The 21,751-nt window shown below is 68.2% G+C and carries 21 protein-coding genes and 1 pseudogene; 13 read left to right on the top strand and 9 right to left on the bottom strand.

What is annotated here, in order from left to right:
- Positions 1–296 precede the first annotated feature (296 nt).
- The 8 genes from fliL (at position 297) to nadC (ending at position 5,768) form a co-directional block, all read left to right on the top strand.
- A complete protein-coding gene (gene fliL, locus CBM2586_RS18955) occupies positions 297–788 on the top strand; it encodes a flagellar basal body-associated protein FliL (RefSeq protein ID WP_115665440.1) in 492 nt (163 codons plus the stop codon).
- Between the two features lie 58 nt (positions 789–846).
- Complete coding sequence (fliM, locus tag CBM2586_RS18950) at positions 847–1,866, top strand: flagellar motor switch protein FliM (protein ID WP_115689173.1); 1,020 nt, start codon at positions 847–849, stop codon at positions 1,864–1,866.
- Positions 1,859–2,305, top strand: coding sequence for a flagellar motor switch protein FliN (gene fliN / locus CBM2586_RS18945; protein WP_115665442.1), 447 nt, complete (start codon positions 1,859–1,861; stop codon positions 2,303–2,305). The genes fliM and fliN overlap by 8 nt, the downstream gene beginning before the upstream one ends.
- A complete protein-coding gene (gene fliO / locus CBM2586_RS18940; RefSeq protein ID WP_115665443.1) occupies positions 2,302–2,775 on the top strand; it encodes a flagellar biosynthetic protein FliO in 474 nt (157 codons plus the stop codon). Before fliN ends, fliO begins: the two co-directional genes overlap by 4 nt.
- 122 nt (positions 2,776–2,897) lie before the next feature.
- A complete protein-coding gene (fliP, locus tag CBM2586_RS18935; protein ID WP_231942721.1) occupies positions 2,898–3,617 on the top strand; it encodes a flagellar type III secretion system pore protein FliP in 720 nt (239 codons plus the stop codon).
- A gap of 39 nt (positions 3,618–3,656) precedes the next feature.
- Positions 3,657–3,926: a flagellar biosynthesis protein FliQ gene (gene fliQ / locus CBM2586_RS18930; RefSeq protein ID WP_115665444.1), complete on the top strand. Its 270-nt coding sequence runs from the start codon at positions 3,657–3,659 to the stop codon at positions 3,924–3,926.
- A 79-nt stretch (positions 3,927–4,005) separates the two neighbouring features.
- The gene (fliR, locus tag CBM2586_RS18925) at positions 4,006–4,791 is read left to right on the top strand and encodes a flagellar biosynthetic protein FliR (protein WP_115689171.1); all 786 of its coding nucleotides are present in this window, start codon (positions 4,006–4,008) and stop codon (positions 4,789–4,791) included.
- Positions 4,792–4,934: 143 nt separating this feature from the next.
- The gene (nadC, locus tag CBM2586_RS18920; protein ID WP_115665446.1) at positions 4,935–5,768 is read left to right on the top strand and encodes a carboxylating nicotinate-nucleotide diphosphorylase; all 834 of its coding nucleotides are present in this window, start codon (positions 4,935–4,937) and stop codon (positions 5,766–5,768) included.
- 123 nt (positions 5,769–5,891) lie between these two features.
- Here nadC and CBM2586_RS18915 read toward each other — a convergent pair whose 3' ends face one another.
- The gene (locus tag CBM2586_RS18915; RefSeq protein ID WP_115665447.1) at positions 5,892–6,437 is read right to left on the bottom strand and encodes a MarR family winged helix-turn-helix transcriptional regulator; all 546 of its coding nucleotides are present in this window, start codon (positions 6,435–6,437) and stop codon (positions 5,892–5,894) included.
- A 354-nt stretch (positions 6,438–6,791) separates the two neighbouring features.
- Here CBM2586_RS18915 and phnN point away from each other — a divergent pair, with 354 nt between their 5' ends.
- Positions 6,792–8,597 (top strand): phosphonate metabolism protein/1,5-bisphosphokinase (PRPP-forming) PhnN, encoded by a 1,806-nt coding sequence (gene phnN, locus CBM2586_RS18910; protein WP_115689169.1) that lies wholly within the window; start codon positions 6,792–6,794, stop codon positions 8,595–8,597.
- 44 nt (positions 8,598–8,641) lie between these two features.
- Complete coding sequence (locus CBM2586_RS18905) at positions 8,642–9,634, top strand: tripartite tricarboxylate transporter substrate binding protein (protein ID WP_115689167.1); 993 nt, start codon at positions 8,642–8,644, stop codon at positions 9,632–9,634.
- 27 nt (positions 9,635–9,661) lie between these two features.
- Here the strand turns inward: CBM2586_RS18905 and CBM2586_RS18900 are convergent, their stop codons facing one another.
- The 5 genes and pseudogenes from CBM2586_RS18900 to CBM2586_RS18880 form a co-directional block, all read right to left on the bottom strand.
- A complete protein-coding gene (locus CBM2586_RS18900) occupies positions 9,662–10,891 on the bottom strand; it encodes an RtcB family protein (RefSeq protein WP_115689165.1) in 1,230 nt (409 codons plus the stop codon).
- A 61-nt stretch (positions 10,892–10,952) separates the two neighbouring features.
- On the bottom strand, positions 10,953–11,924 hold the full coding sequence (locus tag CBM2586_RS18895; protein WP_115689163.1) for a threo-3-hydroxy-L-aspartate ammonia-lyase: 972 nt from the start codon (positions 11,922–11,924) through the stop codon (positions 10,953–10,955).
- Positions 11,925–12,000: 76 nt separating this feature from the next.
- Positions 12,001–12,937, bottom strand: a pseudogene (locus tag CBM2586_RS18890) (methyl-accepting chemotaxis protein); the annotation flags it as partial.
- Positions 12,938–13,030: 93 nt separating this feature from the next.
- Entirely contained in the window at positions 13,031–14,026 is a 996-nt protein-coding gene (locus tag CBM2586_RS18885) for a tripartite tricarboxylate transporter substrate binding protein (RefSeq protein ID WP_115665452.1), read from the bottom strand.
- A gap of 65 nt (positions 14,027–14,091) precedes the next feature.
- Positions 14,092–15,210: a muconate/chloromuconate family cycloisomerase gene (locus tag CBM2586_RS18880; RefSeq protein ID WP_115665453.1), complete on the bottom strand. Its 1,119-nt coding sequence runs from the start codon at positions 15,208–15,210 to the stop codon at positions 14,092–14,094.
- A 109-nt stretch (positions 15,211–15,319) separates the two neighbouring features.
- Between CBM2586_RS18880 and CBM2586_RS18875 the strand changes: the two genes are divergently transcribed.
- Positions 15,320–16,210, top strand: a complete 891-nt coding sequence (locus CBM2586_RS18875; RefSeq protein ID WP_115689161.1) for a LysR family transcriptional regulator — start codon at positions 15,320–15,322, stop codon at positions 16,208–16,210.
- Positions 16,211–16,242: 32 nt separating this feature from the next.
- On the opposite strand, the gene CBM2586_RS18870 is transcribed toward CBM2586_RS18875, so the two are convergent.
- Positions 16,243–17,001 carry an enoyl-CoA hydratase/isomerase family protein gene (locus CBM2586_RS18870; RefSeq protein ID WP_115689159.1) on the bottom strand — a complete coding sequence of 253 codons (759 nt, stop codon included), beginning with the start codon at positions 16,999–17,001 and terminating at the stop codon, positions 16,243–16,245.
- Between the two features lie 30 nt (positions 17,002–17,031).
- Positions 17,032–18,012 carry a quinone oxidoreductase family protein gene (locus CBM2586_RS18865; RefSeq protein ID WP_115689157.1) on the bottom strand — a complete coding sequence of 327 codons (981 nt, stop codon included), beginning with the start codon at positions 18,010–18,012 and terminating at the stop codon, positions 17,032–17,034.
- Between the two features lie 211 nt (positions 18,013–18,223).
- Between CBM2586_RS18865 and CBM2586_RS18860 the strand changes: the two genes are divergently transcribed.
- Together CBM2586_RS18860 and CBM2586_RS18855 are read left to right on the top strand one after the other, a co-directional pair.
- On the top strand, positions 18,224–19,459 hold the full coding sequence (locus tag CBM2586_RS18860; RefSeq protein ID WP_115689155.1) for a CaiB/BaiF CoA transferase family protein: 1,236 nt from the start codon (positions 18,224–18,226) through the stop codon (positions 19,457–19,459).
- A gap of 49 nt (positions 19,460–19,508) precedes the next feature.
- Positions 19,509–20,486 carry a Bug family tripartite tricarboxylate transporter substrate binding protein gene (locus tag CBM2586_RS18855; protein WP_115665458.1) on the top strand — a complete coding sequence of 326 codons (978 nt, stop codon included), beginning with the start codon at positions 19,509–19,511 and terminating at the stop codon, positions 20,484–20,486.
- Between the two features lie 575 nt (positions 20,487–21,061).
- Here CBM2586_RS18855 and CBM2586_RS18850 read toward each other — a convergent pair.
- Positions 21,062–21,748 (bottom strand): GntR family transcriptional regulator, encoded by a 687-nt coding sequence (locus CBM2586_RS18850; RefSeq protein ID WP_115689153.1) that lies wholly within the window; start codon positions 21,746–21,748, stop codon positions 21,062–21,064.
- Between the last annotated feature and the right edge of the window lie 3 nt (positions 21,749–21,751).

Genomic DNA, 21,751 nt, shown 5'->3' with positions numbered 1-21,751 from the left:
GTAGGGAATGCGCAAGACGCGGCCCCGGCCAGCCGCGTCAGGGCCGGCCGCGATCCCTGTCCGCACCGGTGACGACGCCCGTCATCCCGCCATCCCCTGCCCCGGCACCCTCAAGTTCCCGGATCAGGCTGCGTTAACCAGCCTGCAGGCGTGCAACACAAGGGCGCCCGCTCGCGTAGCCGTGCCTGCTCCCTTTCCGCTCAAATGGCCAAGCTGAAAGGGTTTCCCCCTTTTTTTCGGCCCTTTGCTGGCCTGCGATTCCGGAAGAATGGCAGGCATTCCGATACAGGCTTCTCATGGCGAACACGGCTTCCCCTCCCCGGACTGGCAACACAGGCAAGCGCGGCCGGCTGCTGCTGATCGGCGCCGGCGTGCTGGTTGTAGCACTGGGTGCCGGAGGCTTCGTGCTGGGCAGCGTGCTGAGCAACCGCCAGCCGGCGGCGCCCGCCGCGCCCGCCGCCCCGGTGGTCCCGCCGCCGATCTTCGTGCCGCTGGACGCGTTCACCGTCAACCTGCGCAGCGACGACGGCGACCGCTTCCTGCACACCGGGCTGTCGCTGAAGGTGGCTGACGCCGCCACCCAGGCGCGCCTGGCCCAGTACCTGCCCGAAGCGCGCAGCCGCATCCTGCTGCTGCTGTCCGCGCGGCAGCCGGCCGAGCTCGCCACCGTCGACGGCAAGCGCAAGCTGGCCGACGACATCCGCGACACCATCAGCAAGCCGTTTGCCAGCGGCCTGCCGGCGCAACACGTGCTGGACGTGCTGTTCACCTCGTTCGTGGTGCAGTAAGCAAGACGCCAGGGCAGCACGTTTCATCCATAACGCCGCACAAGGGGCAGGACACTAGATGGCCTACGACAAGTTCCTCTCGCAAGACGAGGTAGACGAGCTGCTCAAGGGCGTATCCGGCGAGGCCGATACGCCCCGGGCCAGCGAGACCGCGCCCGACGAGGGCGGGGTGCGCCCCTACAACCTGGCGACGCAGGAACGCATCATCCGTGGCCGCCTGCATACGCTGGAAATCATCAACGAGCGCTTCGCGCGCTCGCTGCGCACGGCGCTGTTCAACTTCATCCGCCGCGGCGCGGACATCTCCGTGGGCAGCGTCAGGATCGAAAAGTTCGGCGATTTCGCGCGCAACCTGCCGATGCCGACCAACCTGAACCTGGTCCACCTGAAGCCGCTGCGCGGCACCGCGCTGTTCGTCTACGACCCCAACCTGGTCTTCCTGGTGGTCGACAACCTGTTCGGCGGCGACGGCCGCTTCCACACCCGCGTCGAAGGGCGCGACTTCACCCAGACCGAGCAGCGCATCATCCAGCGCATGCTGGAGCTGACGCTGGCCAGCTACGGCAATGCCTGGCGCACCGTGCATCCGATCGAGACCGAGTACATCCGCTCGGAGATGCACCCCAAGTTTGCCAACGTCGCCACCCACAACGAGGCCGTGGTGACCACCGCCTTCCACATCGAGCTGGGCGCCGTCGGCGGCCAGCTGCACGTATGCCTGCCGTACGCGATGATCGAGCCCCTCAAGGACCTGCTGATGAATCCGCTGCAGGACGAGAAGGAGGTCGACAAGGGCTGGGTCACGCAACTGTCGACGCAGCTGCGCGCGGCCGAGGTCGAGCTGGTGGCCGAGTTCGCGCACCTGCAGAGCACGGTGGCTGAAGTGCTGGCGATGCGCGCCGGCGACGTGCTGCCGATCGAGCTGCCCGAGAAGGTGTTCGGCAAGGTGGACGGCGTGCCCGTGATGCAATGCGGCTTCGGCACCATGAACGGCCAGTACGCGCTGCGGGTAGAACGAATGATCAATCACCAGGACGGCGATTCCCACCTGGATACCGAGGACACCGATTATGACTGACGGCATCGAGGACAAGCCGGTCGACCCGATGGACGACTGGGCCAGCGCGCTGGCCGAGCAGACCAGCGCCACTTCCGCCGAGATTCCCGCCGCGGCCGCGCCCGCAGCGGCAGCCGCCACGCCCGCCGCCGCCACGGTCTTCCCGCCGCTGGCCAGGGAAGCGCCGAGCGGCTTCCGCAACGATATCGAGATGATCCTCGATATCCCGGTGCAACTGACGGTGGAACTGGGCCGCACCAAGGTGCCGATCAAGAACCTGTTGCAGCTGGCGCAGGGCTCGGTGGTGGAACTCGACGGCCTGGCCGGCGAGCCGATGGACGTGCTGGTCAACGGCTACCTGATCGCCCAGGGCGAAGTGGTGGTGGTCAACGACAAGTTCGGCATCCGCCTGACCGACATCATCACGCCGTCCGAACGCATCCGGAAGCTGAACAAATGACAGCCGCAACCCGCGCCCCGCTGGCTGCCCTTGGCGCCGTTGCCGCTCTTGCCGCGCTTCCCTGCGCTGCAACGGCCGCCGAAGTCACGCCGGCGCCCGCCATCAGCGGCGCGGCCAGCCTGGCGCAGGCCGGGCTGGGGCTGTTCGCCATCATCGCGCTGATCCTGGGCCTGGCCTGGATGGCACGGCGTGCCGGCCTGGTGCGCCACGCCACCGGCGGCGCGATGAAGGTGGTCGGCAGCACCATGCTGGGCGCACGCCAGCGCCTGGTGCTGGTCGAGGTGGGAGACGCCTGGCTGGTGCTGGGCGTCAGCCCCGGCGAAATCCGCCCGCTCCACACCATGGCGGCCGGCTCGCCTGCCGCCGGCCAGACCGTCGTCCACGGCGCCACCGGACCCTCTCAACCGCCCACCGGCGGCAGCTTTGCCGAAAAGCTGCTGCGCTCGATGCAGGCCCACTTCAAATCATGATGTCCCCGCTTGCCACGCCGTGGCGACCGCTGCTGCGCGCAGGCCGCGCCGCGCGCCCGGTCTCGTTGCTGCCCTCGTCGCTGCGCTCGCCGCTGTTGTCCGGGCTGTCCGTGCTGGCGCTGATGCTGGCCATTGCCGCGCTGGCGCCCGCGCAAGCCTGGGCCCAGGCGCTGCCCGGCGTGATCAGCAAGCCCGCCCCGGGCGGCGGCCAGATCTGGTCGCTGCCGGTGCAGACGCTGGTGCTGCTGACCTCGCTGTCGTTCCTGCCGGCGGCGATGCTGATGATGACCGGCTTCACCCGCGTCATCATCGTGCTGGGACTGCTGCGCAACGCGCTCGGCACGGCCACCTCGCCGCCCAACCAGGTGCTGGTGGGCCTGTCGCTGTTCCTGACCTTCTTCGTGATGGCGCCGGTGTTCGACCGCGTCTACAACGACGCCTACAAGCCGCTGTCCGAAAACAAGCTCAGCCTCGAAGCCGCCGCGGCCAAGGCCGCCGAGCCGCTCAAGGCCTTCATGCTGCGCCAGACCCGCGAGAAGGACCTGGCCATGTTCGCGCAGATGGCCAAGGCGCCGGAGATGCAGGGACCGGAGGAAGTGCCGCTCAGCATCCTGGTGCCGGCCTTCGTCACCAGCGAGTTGAAGACCGCGTTCCAGATCGGCTTCACCATCTTCATCCCGTTCCTGATCATCGACCTGGTCGTGGCCAGCGTGCTGATGGCGATGGGCATGATGATGGTGCCGCCGGCCACCATCTCGCTGCCGTTCAAGCTGATGCTGTTCGTGCTGGTCGACGGCTGGCAGCTGCTGCTGGGTTCGCTGGCGCAGAGCTTCATGAACTGACGCGGCCGCCCGCACCCGCACCCTCGCAGAATCCGAGCCATGACCCCAGAGACCGTAATGACCATCGCCACCCAGGCGATGAAGATGACCCTGCTGCTGGCCGCCCCGCTGCTGCTGGTGGCGCTGGCCGCGGGCCTGGCGGTGAGCCTGTTCCAGGCCGCGACCCAGATCAACGAGATGACGCTGAGCTTCATCCCCAAGCTGATCGCGCTGTTCGCCACCATGGTGCTGGCCGGCCCGTGGATGATCAACGCGATGGTCGACTACATGCGCGAGGTGTTCCAGAGCATTCCCGCGCTGGCGCACTGACGGCGACCGCCCGGGCCGCCATCCGTCGCCATCCGCCGCCGTTGCAACCCTCCGCCCGGCCCGCCCGCTGACCCCCGCCGTGATCGAGTTCACCTCAGCCCAGCTCTACGGCTGGCTTGCGGCTTTCCTGTGGCCGTTCTTCCGCATCCTCGCGCTGCTCGGCACCGCGCCGCTGTTCGGTGAATCGACCATCCCGCGGCGCGCCAAGATCGCGCTGTCGGCAATGATCGCGATGGTGGTCTCGCCCACCATCGCCCAGCTGCCGGTGGTGCCGGTGTACTCCTTAGGCGGGCTGATGATCATCCTCAATGAAGTCGGCATCGGCCTGGCCACGGGCTTTGTCATGCGGCTGGTCTTCGCCACCGTGCAGCAGGCCGGCGAGATCATCGGGCTGCAGATGGGCCTGTCGTTCGCGTCCTTCTTCGACCGCGCCGCCGGCGGCCAGACCATGGTGCTGTCGCGCTTCCTCAACCTGATCGCGGTGCTGCTGTTCCTGGCGCTGGACGGCCACCTGCTGATGCTGGGCGCGCTGGTCGACAGCTTCAACGGCCTGCCCATCGGCGGCACCCCGCTGTCCGCCGGCGGCGCCATGGCCGTGGCCCGCGCCGGCGGCATGGTGTCCGCTTCCGGCCTGCTGCTGGCCCTGCCGATGATCGCCGCCTTGCTGATCCTGAACCTGGCCATGGGCATCCTCAACCGCGCCTCGCCGCAACTGTCGATCTTCGCGGTGGGCTTCCCGGTAACGCTGTCGGGCGGACTGCTGGTGCTGATGCTGGTGATGCCGCAGATGGGCAGCTATATGCTGCACATGATCGAGGCGGGGCTGGAGGCGGTGGGGACGGTGCTGGGGCAATTCGGGCGCTAGCGCGCCGGGGTGGCGCTCCCGCGGCACATAACCTTAGACGTCGAATATTTCTTGACAGAGCGTGGCAAGGCGCTAGTATTGAGCCATGTACTTCGATCTCTAAGATTATTGAGGTACGCCACCAACCCTTCAGGAGCCCTCACATGTACGACCTCTATGCCACCGACAAGCTGATCGACCTCTGGCTGACCGAAGACATCGGTATCTGCGACCTGACTGTCCAGACCATGATCGAACCGGGCGAGACCGGCACCTTCTGCATGAACGCCCGCGAACCTATGATCGTCGCTGGTATCGACGTGGCGGCTCGCATCTTCGCCCGTTACGATCCAAGCTTGTCCATCGACGTGCGCGTGGCCGATGGCGACAAGGTCGGCAAAGGCGCGGCACTGCTTAACGTAAGCGGCAATGCGCGCAGCGTGCTGACAGCCGAGCGTACCGCGCTGAACATCATGCAGCGCTTGTGCGGCATCGCAAACCAGACCGCCACCTATGCACAAGCCATTGCGCATACCAAGGCACGACTGATCGACAGCCGCAAGACCACCCCTGGTCTGCGCGCGCTGGAAAAGCACGCCGTCACCTGTGGCGGCGGCCTGAACCACCGGCTGAGCCTGGACAACGGCGTAATGATCAAGGACAACCACATCGCCGTTTGCGGCAGCATCGCCGCCGCGGTAGAACGCGTGCGCCGCAAGCTCCCGGTGCTGACCAAGCTGGAAGTGGAGTGCGACCGGCTGGAGCAAGTACGCGAGGCACTGGCCGCTGGCGTCGACGTGATCATGCTGGACAACATGTCGGTGCCCGATATGAAGGAGGCGGTGCAGATCGTCAATGGCCGCACCAAGGTCGAGGCCTCGGGCGGTATCCGGCTGGAGACCATCCGGGCGGTGGCGGAAACCGGGGTCGACTACATCTCGACCAGCCGGATCACGCAGTCCGCACCGGCCGTGGATATCGGGCTGGACGAAGCCTGAGCTCCTGAATCGGGGCGCCCGCCCGCGGCGGTCCCGCACACCGGTTTCACGCCTTCTACCCGAGGCATTCACCCACGCCGGCCGCGCCGGCGGGGTCTTTTCATTCGCCGTGGCTGCCTCGGGCTACAGGTCCGACAGCAACCGCCCGACTTCCTGCGTGGACGGCACGCGCCGCCCGTTTTCCGCCGAGGCGATCTCGTCGGCGACCAGGCGCTTGGCGATGGTGATCAGGACCCGGCGCGTGGTCGCCACGTCCTGTTCGCTCACTCCCTCAACACTCAGCGCATTGACCTCGGTCGCCAGCGGCTCGAGCTTGCGGCGCAGCGCGCGCCCGGTCTTGCTGAGGAACACATGCACCTTCTTCTTGTTGCCGGGCAGGTGCGTGCGTTCGACGTAGCCAAGCGCCTCCAGCGCCTTGACCGCGGCAAACGTGGTGGGCTCCGTCACGCCGGCGCGTTCGCTCAGTTCGCGCTGCGACAGGCCGTCATGGCGCCACAGGATGCGCAGGATGGTCCAGTGGCCGTACGACACCGAATGTTCCGCCAGGCGCAGTTGCAGCGCCCGGATATAGGCGCGCGCGGCGTCCTTCACCAGATGGGCCAGCCGCTCTTCATCGGCTTCGTCCGGTGGCGTGATCGTAACCGGAGCATCCGGCTTTCTTGTGGCCATAGTGGTAAGCAAAAAATGAAACGTATCGGCGCGACACCGGATCCACGGTGCCCCGCAACAGCGCACATGATAGCGCCTCCACTGTGCGCGCGGCGCTGCCGGAGCGCGTCGGCGCGCCGCCCAATGTAGCGTTCACTCCATCGGTGCACCAGGCGCGCGTTCGCGGCACCAGACACCGCGGACGCGCATGCCGCGCCCCCGTGTTTTCCCCTATGGTCGCTCGCAATCCGCGTCGCCGCTGGCTCTGCGAACGCTGGCCCGTTGCTTGCATAACCTTAGACATCGAACTTTCCTTGACAGTCGCGGCGCCGGTGCTAGCATTGCCAAATAACTTCGACATCTAAGGTATTAGTCATGAACGCGAGCGGCACGTTCTTCTTTGTGGTGGGCCCCAGCGGCGCAGGCAAGGATTCGCTGATGGATGGGGCGCGGGCGGCGCTCGATGACAACTATGTATTCGCCCGGCGCATCATCACGCGGCCCGAGGGCGCCGCCGGCGAAGCGCATGAGGCCGTCTCGGAGGTGGAATTCGCGCGGCTCCAGGCCAACGGCGAATTCCTGGTGACCTGGGACGCGCACGACCTGCGCTATGGCCTGCCCTGCTCGCTGGTGTCGGAGCTGGAACGCGGTCGCAACGTCGTCGCCAACGGCTCGCGCGCCGTCATCGCGGAACTTGCCCGGCGCCTGCCGCGATTCGTGGTGGTGCTGGTGACGGCGCCGCATGACGTGCTGGCCCGGCGCATTGCCGCGCGCGGGCGTGAATCGGGCGCGGAGGTTGCCAGGCGTGTAGCGCGGACCGGTGCGCCGCTGCCGCCCGGAGTCCGGTGCATCACGGTGTCGAACGACAGCACGCTGGAGGTGGGCAGGGCCCGCTTCGTCCAAGCGCTGCGGCACGGCACGCGCGCATCCGGTGGCCAGGCGCCGGCCAGCCGCACCAACCTGATGGCCAAGCTGCGCGGCGAGCCGCTCGACGAAGCCGCCTACGTCGCGGTGCTGCAGGACGCCATGGCGGGCCGGTACACCGAGGCCGAGCTGACCGAATTCCTGGTGGCCGCGACCCGCTCGCTGGGCGACCAGGAGGTGGTGGCACTGGCACGGGCGCGTACCGCATTCACGCCCCGCATCGACTGGGACGAGCCGATCGTGGTCGACAAGCACTCCATCGGTGGCGTTCCCGGCAGCCGCATCACGCTGATCGTGGTGCCGATCGTTGCCGCGTACGGGCTGGCCATGCCCAAGACCTCGTCGCGCGCGATCACCTCGGCCGCGGGCACGGCCGACGCCATGGAGACCGTGGCACGCGTCGACCTGGCGCACGACGACGTGCGCCGCTGCGTGGCGCAGGCCCGCGCGTGCATCGCCTGGAACGGCCGCCTCAACCATTCGGTGGTCGACGACGTGATGAATGCGATCACGCGCCCGCTGCGCCTGGACTCGCGGCGCTGGTCGGTGGCGTCGATCCTGTCCAAGAAATACACCGCGGGGGCGACCCACGTCATCGTCGACCTGCCCTATGGGCCGCAGACCAAGCTGACCACGCGCGCCGACGCCGAGGCGCTGGGCGCGATGTTCGAGCACGTCGGCAAGGGGCTTGGCCTGCATGTGCGCGCGCTGGTGACAGAGGGCGGTCGACCCATCGGCCGTGGCATCGGTCCCGCCCTGGAAGTGCGCGATGTACGCCAGGTGCTAGCCAACGACCCGGATGCCCCCGCGGATCTGCGCGACAAGGCCTTGCGCTTCGCCGGCGAGATCATCGCGTTCGATCCGCGCGTGGGCTCGCCCGCCGCGGGCCGCCGCATTGCCGCCGCGCTGCTGGGCGAAGGCAAGGCCAGCGCCGCATTCGACCGCATTGCCGCCGCACAAGGCGCGCGTCCTGTTCCCGTGGCGCCCGGCCGGCATACCTGCGTGGTAAGCGCGTCCGTGCCGGGCCGCGTGGCGGCGATCGACGGACTGGGGATCTCCGGCGTCGCACGTGCCGCCGGGGCACCACGCAATGCCGGTGCGGGCGTCGACCTGCTGTGCGCGATCGGGGCCAAGGTGGCGGCAGGGCAACCCCTCTACCGCATCCATGCTGACAGCGAGGCCGCACTGGTGGCGGCCGCGGCGCTGGCGCGTGCGGGCGGCCCAGATAGCGAAGCGGTGCGTATAGACCCCGATTGACCGGTTCCCCCCCTCCCTTCACCCTAAACCGAAGAGGCAAATCAATGAGACCCTTATCCGTCGTCCGCAGTCTGGCATCCCTGCTCCTGGTCGCAAGCAGCCTGGCAACAGTGCCGGGGCGCGCCGAGGCAAACCTGGCCAGTACCTTCCCGCAGAAGCCCATCCGCATGGTGGTGACGTTCCCGGCCGGAGGAGGGACCGATTCGCTGGCGCGCCTGATCGGGGCTGACATCAGCAAATCGCTGGGGCAGCCGGTGGTGGTCGACAACCGCCCTGGCGCCAGTGGCAATATTGGTGCGGAATTCGTGGCCAAGAGCCCGGGTGACGGCTACACACTGCTGATCGTTAACAGCAGCTTCGCCATCAACCCGAGCGTCTTCAAGAAACTGCAGTTCAATCCGAAGTCGGATTTCAGCGCGGTCATCACCTTCGCTTCGGTGCCCTCGGTGATCGCCGTGCCAGCGCACTCGAAGCTGCGCTCGCTCGACGACCTGCTCACGGCCGGCAAGAGCGGCGCGCCGCCCAGCTACGCGTCATGTGGCAACGGCACACCGCAGCACCTGGCCGGCGAATTGCTGAAAGTGTCGGCGAAGATCGACATGCTTCACGTGCCGTACAAGGGCTGCGCCCCCGCCATCGCCGACGTCCTGGGCAACCAGGCCGACGTCAGCGTCAATACGTTGACCAACACCATTCCCTATCTGAAGAGCAATAAGCTGCGCGCGCTGGCCGTCACGTCGAAAGCTCGCTCGCCGTTGCTGCCCGACGTCCCCACTGTCAGCGAGCTTGGCGTGACCGGCTACGACGTCGACCAGTGGTTCGGCATCCTCGCCCCAGCCAATACACCTCCCGAAATCGTACAGAAGCTGAACGCGGAGATCGCCAGGGCCATCGCCAAGCCGGAGATCAAGGCATCGCTGACGCAACTCGGCTTTGCAACGACGACCAGCACACCCGCCGAATTCCAGAAGCTGGTGAACTCCGACATCGATCGCTGGCAGAAATTCACCGCCAAAATGAGCTTGGTCGTCGATTGAACATCCGGGCTTCGACCCACGCCAGCGCTATCCCTTCACGCACACCACCTGCCGCAGCGTATGCACCACCTCCACCAGGTCTGACTGCGCCGCCATCACCGCGTCGATATCCTTGTACGCCATCGGGATCTCGTCGATCACGGCGGCGTCCTTGCGGCACTCCACCCCCTCGGTGGCCTCCTTCTGGTCGGCCACGGTGAAGCGGCGCTTGGCCTCGCTGCGGCTCATGGTGCGGCCCGCGCCGTGGCTGCACGAGCAGAACGATTCCGGATTGCCCTTGCCGCGCACGATGAACGAGCGCGCGCCCATCGAGCCCGGGATGATGCCCAGCTCGCCGGCGTGCGCGCTGACCGCGCCCTTGCGCGTGACCAGCACGTCGGCGCCGAAGTGACGTTCCTTCTGCACGTAGTTGTGGTGGCAGTTCACCGCTTCGAGCTGCGCCTGGAACGGCTTGCGCAGCACCCGCTGCGCCGCGGCCAGCACCGCCTCCATCATCAGCTCGCGGTTGCGGCGGGCGTAGGCCTGCGCCCACGACACCGCGTAGATGTAGTCCTCGTAGTGAGAGGAGCCTTCCACCAGGTAAGCCAGGTCCCGATCCGGCAGGTTGGCCAGGTGCTGGCGCATGTCCTGCTGCGCCAGCGTGATGAAAGTGGTGCCGATCGCATTGCCGATGCCGCGCGAGCCGCTGTGCAACATGAACCAGACCGACTGCGCCTCGTCCAGGCACACCTCGATGAAGTGGTTGCCGGTGCCCAGCGTGCCGAGGTGATTGCGATGGTTGGCGCGCGCCAGGTGCGGATATTTGTCGGTGATGCGGCGAAAGGCCGGTGCCATTTCGGCCCACGCGGCGTCGACATGCGCCGGCGCATTGCCCCAGGCACCCTGGTCGCGCCGACCGCCCTGCGCGCTGCGCCCATGCGGCACGGCATGTTCGATCGCGCTGCGCAGCTGGGCCAGGTTGTCCGGCAGGTCAGAGGCGCTCAGCGAAGTCTTCACCGCCATCATGCCGCAGCCGATGTCGACGCCTACCGCCGCGGGAATCACCGCGCCGACGGTGGGGATCACCGAGCCGATCGTCGACCCCTTGCCCAGATGTACGTCCGGCATCACCGCCAGATGGCGGAAGATGAACGGCATCCGGGCCGTGTTCACCAGTTGCTCGCGCGCGGCGCCCTCCACCGGAACGCCGCGTGTCCACAGCTTGACCGGCTTGCCGGGGCCGGTGTCGAGTACGTCGTATTGATGCTTGTCCGCCATGTCGGCCCTGCCCCTGTCGTCACGCTTTGCTGCTTAGAGACCGGGGCTTGCCAAGGATTCCCTAGCAGGCGCCCTGCCCGACAAAGCCCGCAAACGCCCCCAGATCCACATTCCCCCCCGACACGATGATGCCCACCCGCTTGCCTTTCACATCGAGCTTGCCATGCAGCACCGCCGCCGCGGCCAGGCAGCCGGTAGGTTCCACCACGATCTTCATGCGCCCGGCGAAGAACTTCATGGTCTCGACCAGTTCCGCGTCCGACACGGTGGCGATATCCGTCACCAGTTCGCGGATCACGGCGAAGGTGTGGTTGCCCAGGTACGGCGTCTGCGCGCCATCGGCAATGGTGCGCGGGGTGTCGATGCGAACGATCTCGCCGCTGCGCAGGCTGCGCTGGCCGTCGTTGCCGGCCTCGGGCTCGACGCCATAAACCGCGCAGCCGGGCGACATCGCGTGTGCCGCAACCGCGCAGCCCGACAGCAGCCCGCCGCCGCCCAGGCACACCACCAGCATGTCGAGCGGGCCGGTTTCCTCGAACAGTTCCTTGGCCGCCGTGCCTTGCCCGGCCATCACGTGCGGGTGGTCGTAGGGCGGGATCAGCGTCATGCCGCGTTCGCCGGCAATGCGCCGGCCCAGGGCCTCGCGGTCGTCCTGGTAGCGGTCGTACAGCACCACCTCCGCGCCATAGCCGCGCGTGGCTTCGATCTTGATCGCGGGGGCGTCCTGCGGCATCACGATCACTGCCTGCACGCCCAGCAGGCGCGCCGACAGCGCGATCGCCTGCGCATGGTTGCCGGAGGAGAACGCCAGCACGCCGCCCGCCTTCTGCTGCGGCGTGAACTGGGCAATGGCGTTGTAGGCGCCGCGGAACTTGAAGGCGCCGATGCGCTGGAAGTTCTCGCACTTGAAGAACAGCTGCGCCCCGGTGGCCGCGTCGGCGGTGGCGGAGGTCAGCACCGGGGTGCGGTGGGCGGCCGCGCGGATGCGTTCGTGCGCGGCGGCAACGTCGTCGAAGGAGATCGGCAGGGTCATGGCGGTGGCAACGGGGGAGTCAGGACCGGCCAGTTTACCCGCCCGGGCGCCTGCGTGCAGCCAAGCCCGCCGGCGGCTATGCGGTGGCAGGCCGGTGCGCCACGCGCCGCGCCGAGGCCAGGGTGCCGGCACCCGGCGGCGTGGTCCCCGCTTCGCCGGGCAGGCGGAAGAACGCCACCACCTCGCTCCGTTCGCGGCCCTGCTCTTCCAGCGCGCGCGCGGCATTGGCCGCCTCGCTCACCAGCGACGCGTTCTGTGCGTCACCTGGTCGATCTGCACGATGGCCTGGTTGACCTGCTCGATGCCGCGGGTCTGCTCCGCCGATGCCGTGGCGATTTCCTCGACGATGCCAGTCACGCGCGCCACCGCCTGGGTCACCTCGGCCATGGTCTGGCCCGCCTCGCTGGCCAGCGACGAGCCATCCTGCACTTGCCGGCCCGACGCCTCGATCAGTTCCTTGATCTCCTTGGCCGCGCTCGACGAGCGCTGGGCCAGCCCGCGCACCTTGCTCGCCACCACCGCAAAGCCGCGCCCTGCTCGCCGGCGCGCGCCGCTTCCACCGCGGCGTTCAGCGCCAGGATATTGGTCTGGAAGGCAATGCCCTCGATGATCCCGGTGATCTCCGCGATCTTGCCCGAGCTGGCGCTGATGTCCTGCATCGTGCCGACCACGCGCTGCACCGTGGTGCTGCCACGCTGCGCCACATCGGCGGCATTGCGCGCCAGTTCGCTGGCCTGGCGTGCGTTCTCGGTGTTCTGGCGCACGGCCTCGGTCAGTTCCTCCATGCTGGCCGCGGTCTGCTCCAGCGAGGCCGCCTGCTCCTCGGTGCGGCTGCTCAGGTCGGCGTTGCCGCGCACGATCTCGCTGGTGCTGATGGCGATATTGCCGCTGCCGGCGCGCACCCGGGCGACGGTGGCGGTCAGGCGCTCGTTCATGTCGCGCAGCGCCGCCAGCAGGCGGCCGGTCTCGTCATCGCGGTCCACCTCGATGCGCGCGCCCAGGTCGCCGCCGGCATTGTTCCCTACTGGAGTGGGGGATGAGAGGGTGATCCTCTCCATGCCGCGCTGTCCGTGCACGGCGACGCACTTGCGGGTGGTCAGGTTGCCTCAGTCCGCGCGGATACCCCGCTGCCGGATCAACGCGCCCCACTTGTCGGTCTCTTTGGCGAGGTGCTCGCGCAGCACCGCCGGCGAACTGCCGATCGGCTCGGCGCCGATCAGCGCCAGCCGTTTCTGCACCGCGGGCTTGCGCAGCGCCTCGAGCATGGCGCGGTTGAGCGTGTCGATCACCGGCTGCGGCGTCTTCGCCGGCACGAAGGCGGCGAACCAGGGCGACAGCTCATAGCCCGGCAGGCCGGCTTCGGCGACCGTCGGCACATTGGGCAGCGCGCTGGAACGCTTGCTGGTGGTGACCGCGATCGCCGTCAGCTTGCCCGATTCGATATGGGGACGGGCCGAGGTGATGCTGTCGAACATGTAGTCGACCTGCCCACCGAGCAGATCCGTCATGGCCGGGCCGCTGCCCTTGTAGGGAACATGCAGCATGTCGACGCCGGCCATCGACGTGAACAGCTCGCCCGCGAGGTGGATCGAAGTGCCGTTGCCGGCCGAGGCGTAGGTGTATTTGCCCGGCGCTGCCCTGGCATGCGCGACCACTTCCTTGATGGTGCTTTCCTGGCGCCGCGCCTTGTTGGCGACCAGCACGTTGGGCACCACCGCCAGCAGCGACACCGGCGCAAAGTCCTTGACCGGGTCGTAGTTCAGGCGGCCGTACAGCGCCGGATTCACGGCCATGCCATTGGCGACGATGATCAGGGTGTAGCCGTCGGCGGGCGCGCGCGCCACCAGTTCGGCACCGATGTTGCCGCCGGCGCCCGGACGGTTTTCCACCACGATGGACTGGCCGAGCGTGCGCGACATCTCTTCGCCAAGCGTGCGGGCGATATTGTCCATGGCGCCGCCAGCCGGGAATGGCACGATCCAGCGGATCGGGTGATCCGGGTAGGCCGCGTGCGCGGCCGGTGCGGCGAACGACAGGCTGGCCGCCAGGGCCAGCGCCCCGGCGCGGCCGGTACTTGCCAGCCGCTGGAATAATGTCTTCATGGTCTCCTCACTGCGTGATGCGCCGGCGCGGGCAACGCGCCGGGCGCAGGAATCGCTGCGCCGGCTCAGCGGCGCCGGTAATGCGCCAGCTTGTCTTCGTCCAGCACCAAACCCAGGCCAGGCCCTTCGGGCAGGTGCAGGCTGAAGTCGCGATACTCGGGTCGGTGCTGCACGATGTCGTCCTTGAGCAGAAGCGGACCGAACAACTCGGTGCCCCACGCCAGTTGCGGCAGCGTGCAGAAGCCGTGCGCCGCGGCGATGGTGCCGACGCTGCCTTCGAGCATGGTGCCGCCATACAGCGCGATGCCCGCGGCATCGCCGACCGCGGCGGTGCGCAGCATGCCGAAGATGCCGCCGGCCTTGGCGATCTTCAGCGCGAACACATCGGCGCCGCCGATGCGCGCCAGCTCCATGGCATCCTCGGGGCCGCACACCGCTTCATCGGCCATGATCGGCACCACGAAGCGCGCGGCCAGCCGCGCCAGCGCCATGCGCTGCTCGCGTGGCGTGGGTTGCTCGACCAGGTCGATGCCGGCGGCTTCCAGCATGGCGATGCCGGTGGCGGCGTCGGCCTCGTTCCAGGCCTGGTTGACATCGACGGTGACGCGCGCGCGGTCGCCCAGCGCGCGCTTGATCGCGGCCACGTGCGCCACATCGTCGCGCACGCTGCGCCGGCCGATCTTCAGCTTGAAGGTGTGGTGGCGGCGCTCGGCCAGCAGTTGCTCGGCCTCGGCGATATCGCGCGCGGTGTCGCCGCTGGCGAGGGTCCACAGCACCGGCAGCGTCGCGCGCACCGCGCCGCCCAGCAGCGTGGCCAGCGGCACGCCCAGGCGCTTGCCCTGCGCGTCCAGCAATGCGGTCTCGAGCGCGGACTTGGCAAAGCGGTTGCCGCGCGCGACCTTGCCCAGGCGCGCCATGGCGCCATGCACGTTGGTGGCATCCTGCCCGGCCAGCGCCGGCGCCAGGTAGGTATCGATGGTCAGCTTGATGCCTTCGGGGCTCTCGTCGCCATAAGACAGACCGCCGATGGTGGTGGCCTCGCCGATGCCTTCCACGCCATCGCTGCAGCGCAGCCGCACGATCACCAGCGTCTGCTGCTGCATCGTGGCCATCGCCAGCTGGTGGGCCCGGATGGTGGGCAGGTCCACCAGGATGGCTTCCACCGAAGTGATTGTCGCGGTCATACCTTATTAATGCAGTTTGAAGTTGCAACCAAGTATGCAGCTTGACTTTGCCGCTGTCCAAGACCGATGATGTCTCGATCAATACCTTTCAGGTATGGAAAGGACACCCATGGAACTCCGGCACCTGCGTTATTTCCAGGTCGTGGCGCAGGAACTCAACGTGACCCGCGCCGCCGAGCGGCTGCATATGGCGCAGCCGCCGCTGTCGCGCCAGATCCGGCAACTGGAAGAGGAGATCGGCGTAGCGCTGTTCGACCGCATCGGCCGCGGCTTGCGCCTGACCGAGGCGGGCCGCTTCCTGCTGGAGCAGAGCACCCAGTTGACGCAGCGCGTGGAGGAAACCATCGAAGGCACGCGCCGCATCGGGCGCGAGGAAAAGCGCTGGTTCGGCATCGGTTTCGTGCCGTCGGTGCTGTACGGCGTGCTGCCGGAACTGATCCGCGAACTGCGCGAATCGGACCGCGGCGGCCAGCAAGTGGAAGTCGGACTGGCCGAGATGATCACCGTCGAGCAGATCGAGGCGCTCAAGGCCGGCCGCATCGACCTGGGCTTCGGCCGCATCGCGCTGAACGATCCCGCGATCCGGCAACAGGTGGTGATGGCCGAACCGCTGGTGGCGGCGCTGCCCGCGCGCCTGCCGGCACCGCGCCGCAAGGCGCTGACGCCGCAGGCGCTGGCGGCGCGCCCGTTCATCCTCTATCCGGCCAGGCCGCGCCCCAGCTACGCCGACCACCTGCTGTCGCTGTTCCGCGCGCAAGGTTTGCAGCTGCGCGTGGCGCAGGAAGCCAACGAACTGCAGACCGCGCTCGGACTGGTCGCCGCCGGCGTCGGCATCACGCTGGTGCCGGCGTCGATCCAGCGGCTGCATCGCGACGATGTGCGCTATTGCCCCATCGATGCGCCGGGTTTCGTCTCGCCGGTGATCATGAGCTATCGCGACGGCGATACCTCGCCGTTCCTGGCCCGTGCGGTGGACTGGGTAATGCAGCGGCGCCAATAGCCAATCGCCGCCGCTGCGTCACACAAGCCCGCTCAGGTCCGGGTAAAGCGCGGCTGGCGTTTCTCCTGCCAGGCCAGCGCGCCTTCGCGGATATCCTGCGAGCCGTTGGCCGCGACGATATCGGCGGCCAGCGCCGCGGCGTCCAGCCGGCCGTGGCTGATTGCGTTCAGGTGGCGCTTCATGCCTTGCACCGCCAGGGGCGCCAGCCCGGCCACGATGCCGCTGAGCTGCTCCGCGCGCTCGCGCAGGCCTTCGGCGGGCAGCAATTCGGTCAGGAAGCCGCAGCGGAACATTTCGTCGGCGCCGATGCGCTCGGCGGTCAAGAACAGGCGCTTGGCGTGGTTCAGTCCCAGCCGGCTGATATAGCGTTCCATGCCGCGCTGGTAGAAATGCAGGCCCAGCCGCGCCGCGGGCATGAACATGTCGACCGCCGCGGTGCCGAGCCGGAAGTCGCAAGCCAGCGCCAGGTCGGTGCCGCCGCCGTAGACGCCACCGTGGATCTCGGCAATGGTCACGGCGCGGCAGTCTTCCAGCGCGTTGACCAGGGTTTCGAAGCCGGCGCCGCGCTGCCCGGCCGCGAGCCGGCCGATGTCGAAGCCGCTGCAGAAGTATTTGCCGGTGCCGCGCAGCCGCAGCACCCGCACGTCGCTGGCATTGACCGCCTCGACCTGGCGCTGCAGTTCGGCCAGGTCGTCCGGCCCCAGCCGGTTGGCCACCTCAGGGCTGCGCAAGGTGATGGTGGCGACATGGCCGGCAATATCGAGAGAAGGAAGGGAACCATCAGTCTGCATGGGCAATACTCCAGTGGGAATCAATGGGGCTCAGGGGATCAGCACGGCCGAACCCGTGGTGGCACGGCCCTCCAGGTCGCGGTGCGCGTCGCGCACGGCAGCCAGCGGGTACCGGTGGTTGACTTCCAGCCGCAACTGCCCGGCCGCGACCGCGGCGAACAGCGTGGCCGCGGCACCGGCCAGCGCCTGCGGGCTGGCAATATAGGTGCGCAACGTGGGCCGCGACACGATCAGCGAGCGCGCGTGCAGCAACTGCAGGTCGAAGGCCTCCACGTCGCCCGACGCGGTGCCGTAGTTGATCGCCATGCCGCACGGCCGCAGGCATTGCAGCGACGGCACGAACACGTCCTTGCCGACGGCGTCGTAGACCACGGCCACGCCCTCGCCGCCGGTCAGAGCCAGCACCGCGTCGACGAAGCTGCCCTCGCGGTAGTTGACGACGTGGTGGCAACCGTGTGCCAGCGCTATCGCCCGCTTGGCCTCGCTGCCCACGGTCCCGATCACGGTCGCGCCCAGTGCGCGCGCCCACTGCGACAGCAGCACGCCCATGCCACCCGCCGCCGCGTGCACCAGCACCACGTCGCCCGGCTGCACGGCGTAGAGCCGGCGCAGCAGGTACTCGGCGGTCAGGCCGCGCAGCAGCGTGGCGCCGGCCACCTCTTCGGCAACCGACTCCGGCAAGGGCACGAGCCGGCCCGCAGGCACGTTGCGGGTCACCTGGTAGGCGCCCGGGTGCATGCAGGCGACACGCTGGCCGACCATGACACCCTCTACGCCAGGACCGATCGCGGTGACCGTGCCCGCTCCGACCGAGCCCAGCGTGATGGGAAACGGGGTCGCGGCATGGGGGCCATGCGCGCCTTTGCGCTGATAGATGTCCGCGAAGTTCAGGCCGATCGCGGATTGGCGCAACTGGACTTCGCCGGGGCCCGGTGACGGCACGGGAACCCGGCACGCCTCCAGCACCTCGGGCCCGCCGTTCCTGTAAATACAGAAAGATTCTGAAAGCATACAAACCTTAGTGAGGTGGAAGGAGCTGGGTTACGCGGCGCGTTTGCGCAGCCGGGCGGGACAAAACGGCCTCTTGGGTCACGGCCGCGGAGCAAGGACCACGGCAGCGTACGCCATCCCAGCCCGCAACGCATCGTGGAAAGTCCGTATACGTATTTTTATATCTTCCATTTGTATACTAAATGCCGCCACCCATCGCTGAGGATTTGCCATGACGTTCGTGCCACCCGCCCCTGAAGCCGGCGGGACTTCCGCCCCGGGCGCAGACCTGCCGCTGTCGGGCATCACCGTGCTGGATCTCTCGATCGCGCGCGCCGGCCCCGCCGCCGTGCGTCTGCTGTCGGACTGGGGCGCCGACGTCATCCGCGTGGAGCCGCCGCCGCCGCAGGATCGCGGCTCGGTGACCGGGCGGCGGCGCGGCTCTGACGAGCAGAACCTGCATCGCAACAAGCGCAGCCTGTGCCTGGACCTGAAGACGCCGCAGGGCGCCGAGGTGATGGAGCGCCTGGTGCGGCGCGCCGACGTGGTGGTGGAGAACTTCCGCTCGGTGGTCAAGGAACGCCTGGGACTGAGCTTCGCGCGCCTGAGCGCGATCAATCCGCGCGTGATCCTGGCCAGCATCTCGGGATTCGGCCAGGACGGGCCCTACTGCGAGCGCCCGGGGCTGGACCAGATCGTGCAGGGCATGTCGGGACTGAGCTCGGTCACCGGCGCACCGGGCCAGGGGCCGTTGCGCGTCGGTATCGCCATTTCCGACACCACCGCCGGCATGTTCCTGGGCCAGGGCATCCTGCTGGCGCTGCTGCACCGCGCGCGTACCGGGCGCGGGCAATGGGTGCATACCTCGCTGATCGAAGGCATGCTCAACAAGCTGGATTTCCAGGCCACCCGCTACACCGTGGACGGCGAAGTGCCAACGCAGCAGGGCAACGCGCACCCGACGCTGGTGCCGATGGGCACCTACCGCTGCCGCGACGGCGTGGTCAATATCGCCGCCAGCACCGACCGCATGTGGGCCAACTTCTGCCGCACCGTCGAGGCCGGCTGGCTGCTGGACGAGCCCGCCTTCCAGACTGCCCCCGGCCGGGCCGCCGAGCGCCATCGCCTGGACGCGGCCATCAACCAGTGCACCGCCGCCTTCACCGCCGCCGAACTGACCGCGCGCCTGAATGCGGCGGGCGTGCCCTGCGGTCCGGTGTTCGATATCGGCCAGGCTTTCGAGGACGCGCAGGTGCGGCACCTGCGCATGACCCGGCCCGCCGAGCACCCCGTGCTGGGGCCGCTTGCGCTGCTGCGTTCGCCGATCAACCTGTCGGCCGCGCCGCACCCGGAGCAATTCAATCGCGCCGCGCCCGATCCCGGCGAACACACTGACGAGATCCTGCGCGCGTTGGGCTACGACGACGCCGGCATCGCGGATTTGCGCGCAGCCAGCGTGGCGTCCTGAGGCTCGCAAAAAATATAACCGCGACAGCGAACACACCAAGGAGACAACCATGACCCACGCTATCGGGCGCGCTGCCATCGGCGCGGCCCTTGCCGCCCTGGCGGCGTTGCCCGCGCTGGCCGGCGCGCAGGAATACCCGGCCCGGCCCATCCGCCTGCTGGTGGGCTACACGCCGGCGGGCGCGGCGGACTATGTCGCGCGCGTGTTCGGCGAAGCGCTCTCCCGGGAACTCGGCCAGACCGTGGTGGTGGACAACAAGCCCGGCGCGGGCAGCACGCTGGCCTCGGCCGCGCTGGCGCAGGCCGCGCCGGACGGATACACGCTGGGCCTGGCCACGGCGACGCTGTACGGCATCGACCAGCAGTTGTACAAGGCCCGCTACAAGGCGACGGACTTTACCCCGGTGACGCGGCTGACGGTGTCGCCGCTGATCCTGGCCGTCAACAAGAACCTGAATGTCAGCGACGTCAAGACGCTGGTGGCCAAGGCCCGGGCGCAGCAAGGCAAGTTTAACTACTCGTCGTCCGGCATCGGCGGCTCGCCGCATATCGCCGCACTGCAGTTCGAAAAGGCCACGGGGGCCAGGATGACCCACGTGCCCTACAAGGGCGGTGCCCCGGCACTGCAGGCGGTGGCCGCGGGCGAGGTGGAACTGTCGTTCGGCACGGCGGCGTCGGTGCTGCCGCTGGGCACGCAAGGCGTGGTGAAGATGATTGGCGTGACCACGCCCAAGCCTTCGGCGGTCGCGCCAGGCCTGCCCGCGCTGGCGGAGACGGGCCTGCCGGGCTTTGACTTTACCTTCTGGTTTGGATTGTATGGGCCGGCCGGGCTTCCCGACGGCATCCGCGACAAGCTCTTCGCCGCCGCGACCAAGGTGATGGCTGACCCGCAACTGCGGGCGAAGCTGGCTTCCAATGGCAGCGAGGTCGCGACCTCGGCGTCGTCCGCGGAATTTGCCAAATGGGCCGCGGCGGATGGGAAATCGGCTGTGATGCGGATTGAGCAGGCTGGGGTCAGGTTGGAATAAGGTAGGTGATGTTGGTAAGGCTGGGGTAGCGAGGTTGGTTTGTTGGTCGTGCTTGGCGGGCGCGGCTGTTTCGCCGGCGTAGCCGGCGACCTCCTTTCTGTCCGAGCGACAGAAAGGAGGCAAAGAGCGCGTCGCCTAAGCGGCTGGCTAAGGCGGCGTTGGTGGTTCGAATGGCAGTGACTTGCGGGTCGGCGTTCGGTGGTTCGGCCCTGCTGACGCTACCTGGAGGTGCCTGGCGTTCGAGGTCGGATGGACGAACCCGACTTTAGGTCGGTGGCAGCCTGCTAACGACGTTTTTGGTGGGACGCCTACGGCTGCGCTGCGCGCGCTCCCAATCTCAGGTCTTAGGCTCGGGCACGGAGTGCATCGCTGCGCTCGCACAGCGCTGTCGCCGGCGGTCCCAACAGCGTTTTTCTTCCTGCCTGTTTTCTCCCCTCTCCCGCGTACGGGAGAGGGGCGGGGGTGAGGGCCGGCGCATCCACGAAGTCAACCACATCAATCCCTGCGCATCCACATCATCCCCCGTTATTTGGCGATGAACCTGGAATAAGCCCACCCGGTCGCCCCGCCGCCGCCTAGCGGCGGCCGCGACGGCCGCCGGCCTCGTCGTCGGGCATGGCGGCGATCAGGTCCGCGTAGACATCGCCGCCGGTGGCGATATGCCGGACCATGGCGGCCGCGGCATCGTCTTCGTTGCCGCGCGCGATCGCGTCCATCACCGCTTCATGCTCGGCCAGCGAGGCCAAAATGCGGGCCGGCTTTTCGAAGCGCAGGTCGCGCATGCCGCGCATGCGCGCGCGCATGGTGCGGATCTGCCGCGACAGGATGTCATTGCAGCAGGCGGCGTAGATGACGTCGTGGAAGGCGTCGTTGGCTTCGCGGTAGCGATCGGAATCGGCGCGCTGCCCCGCCGCGCGGCACGCATCGAACGCCTGCTGCAGCGCCATGCGCTGCGCCGCGGAGATGCGCCGCGCCGCCAGCCGCGCCGCCAGCGCCTCGAGCTGGACCAGGATCTCGTTCATGGCAACGTATTCGCGCAGCGTGATCGACGAAACGATCGCGCCCTGGCGCGGGACCAGGTCGACCAGGCCGGCCGACTCCAGCTGGATCAGCGCCTCGCGCACCGGCGTGCGCGACACGCCGAAACGCGCCAGCAACTGCTGCTCTTCCAGTTGCGTGCCGCTGGGAAGTTTTCCAGAAAGAATCTCCTGCTCGATCGCGGCGCGGATGGTTTCGGACAGGCTCTTCTTTTCTTCGGACATGGA

Origin of the sequence: Cupriavidus taiwanensis (assembly GCF_900250115.1) — a bacterium.
In the GTDB taxonomy this organism is placed as follows: Bacteria; Pseudomonadota; Gammaproteobacteria; order Burkholderiales; family Burkholderiaceae; genus Cupriavidus; species Cupriavidus taiwanensis_B.
Note: the sequence above shows the minus strand (reverse complement) of the source record. Positions and strands in the feature narration are given on the sequence as shown.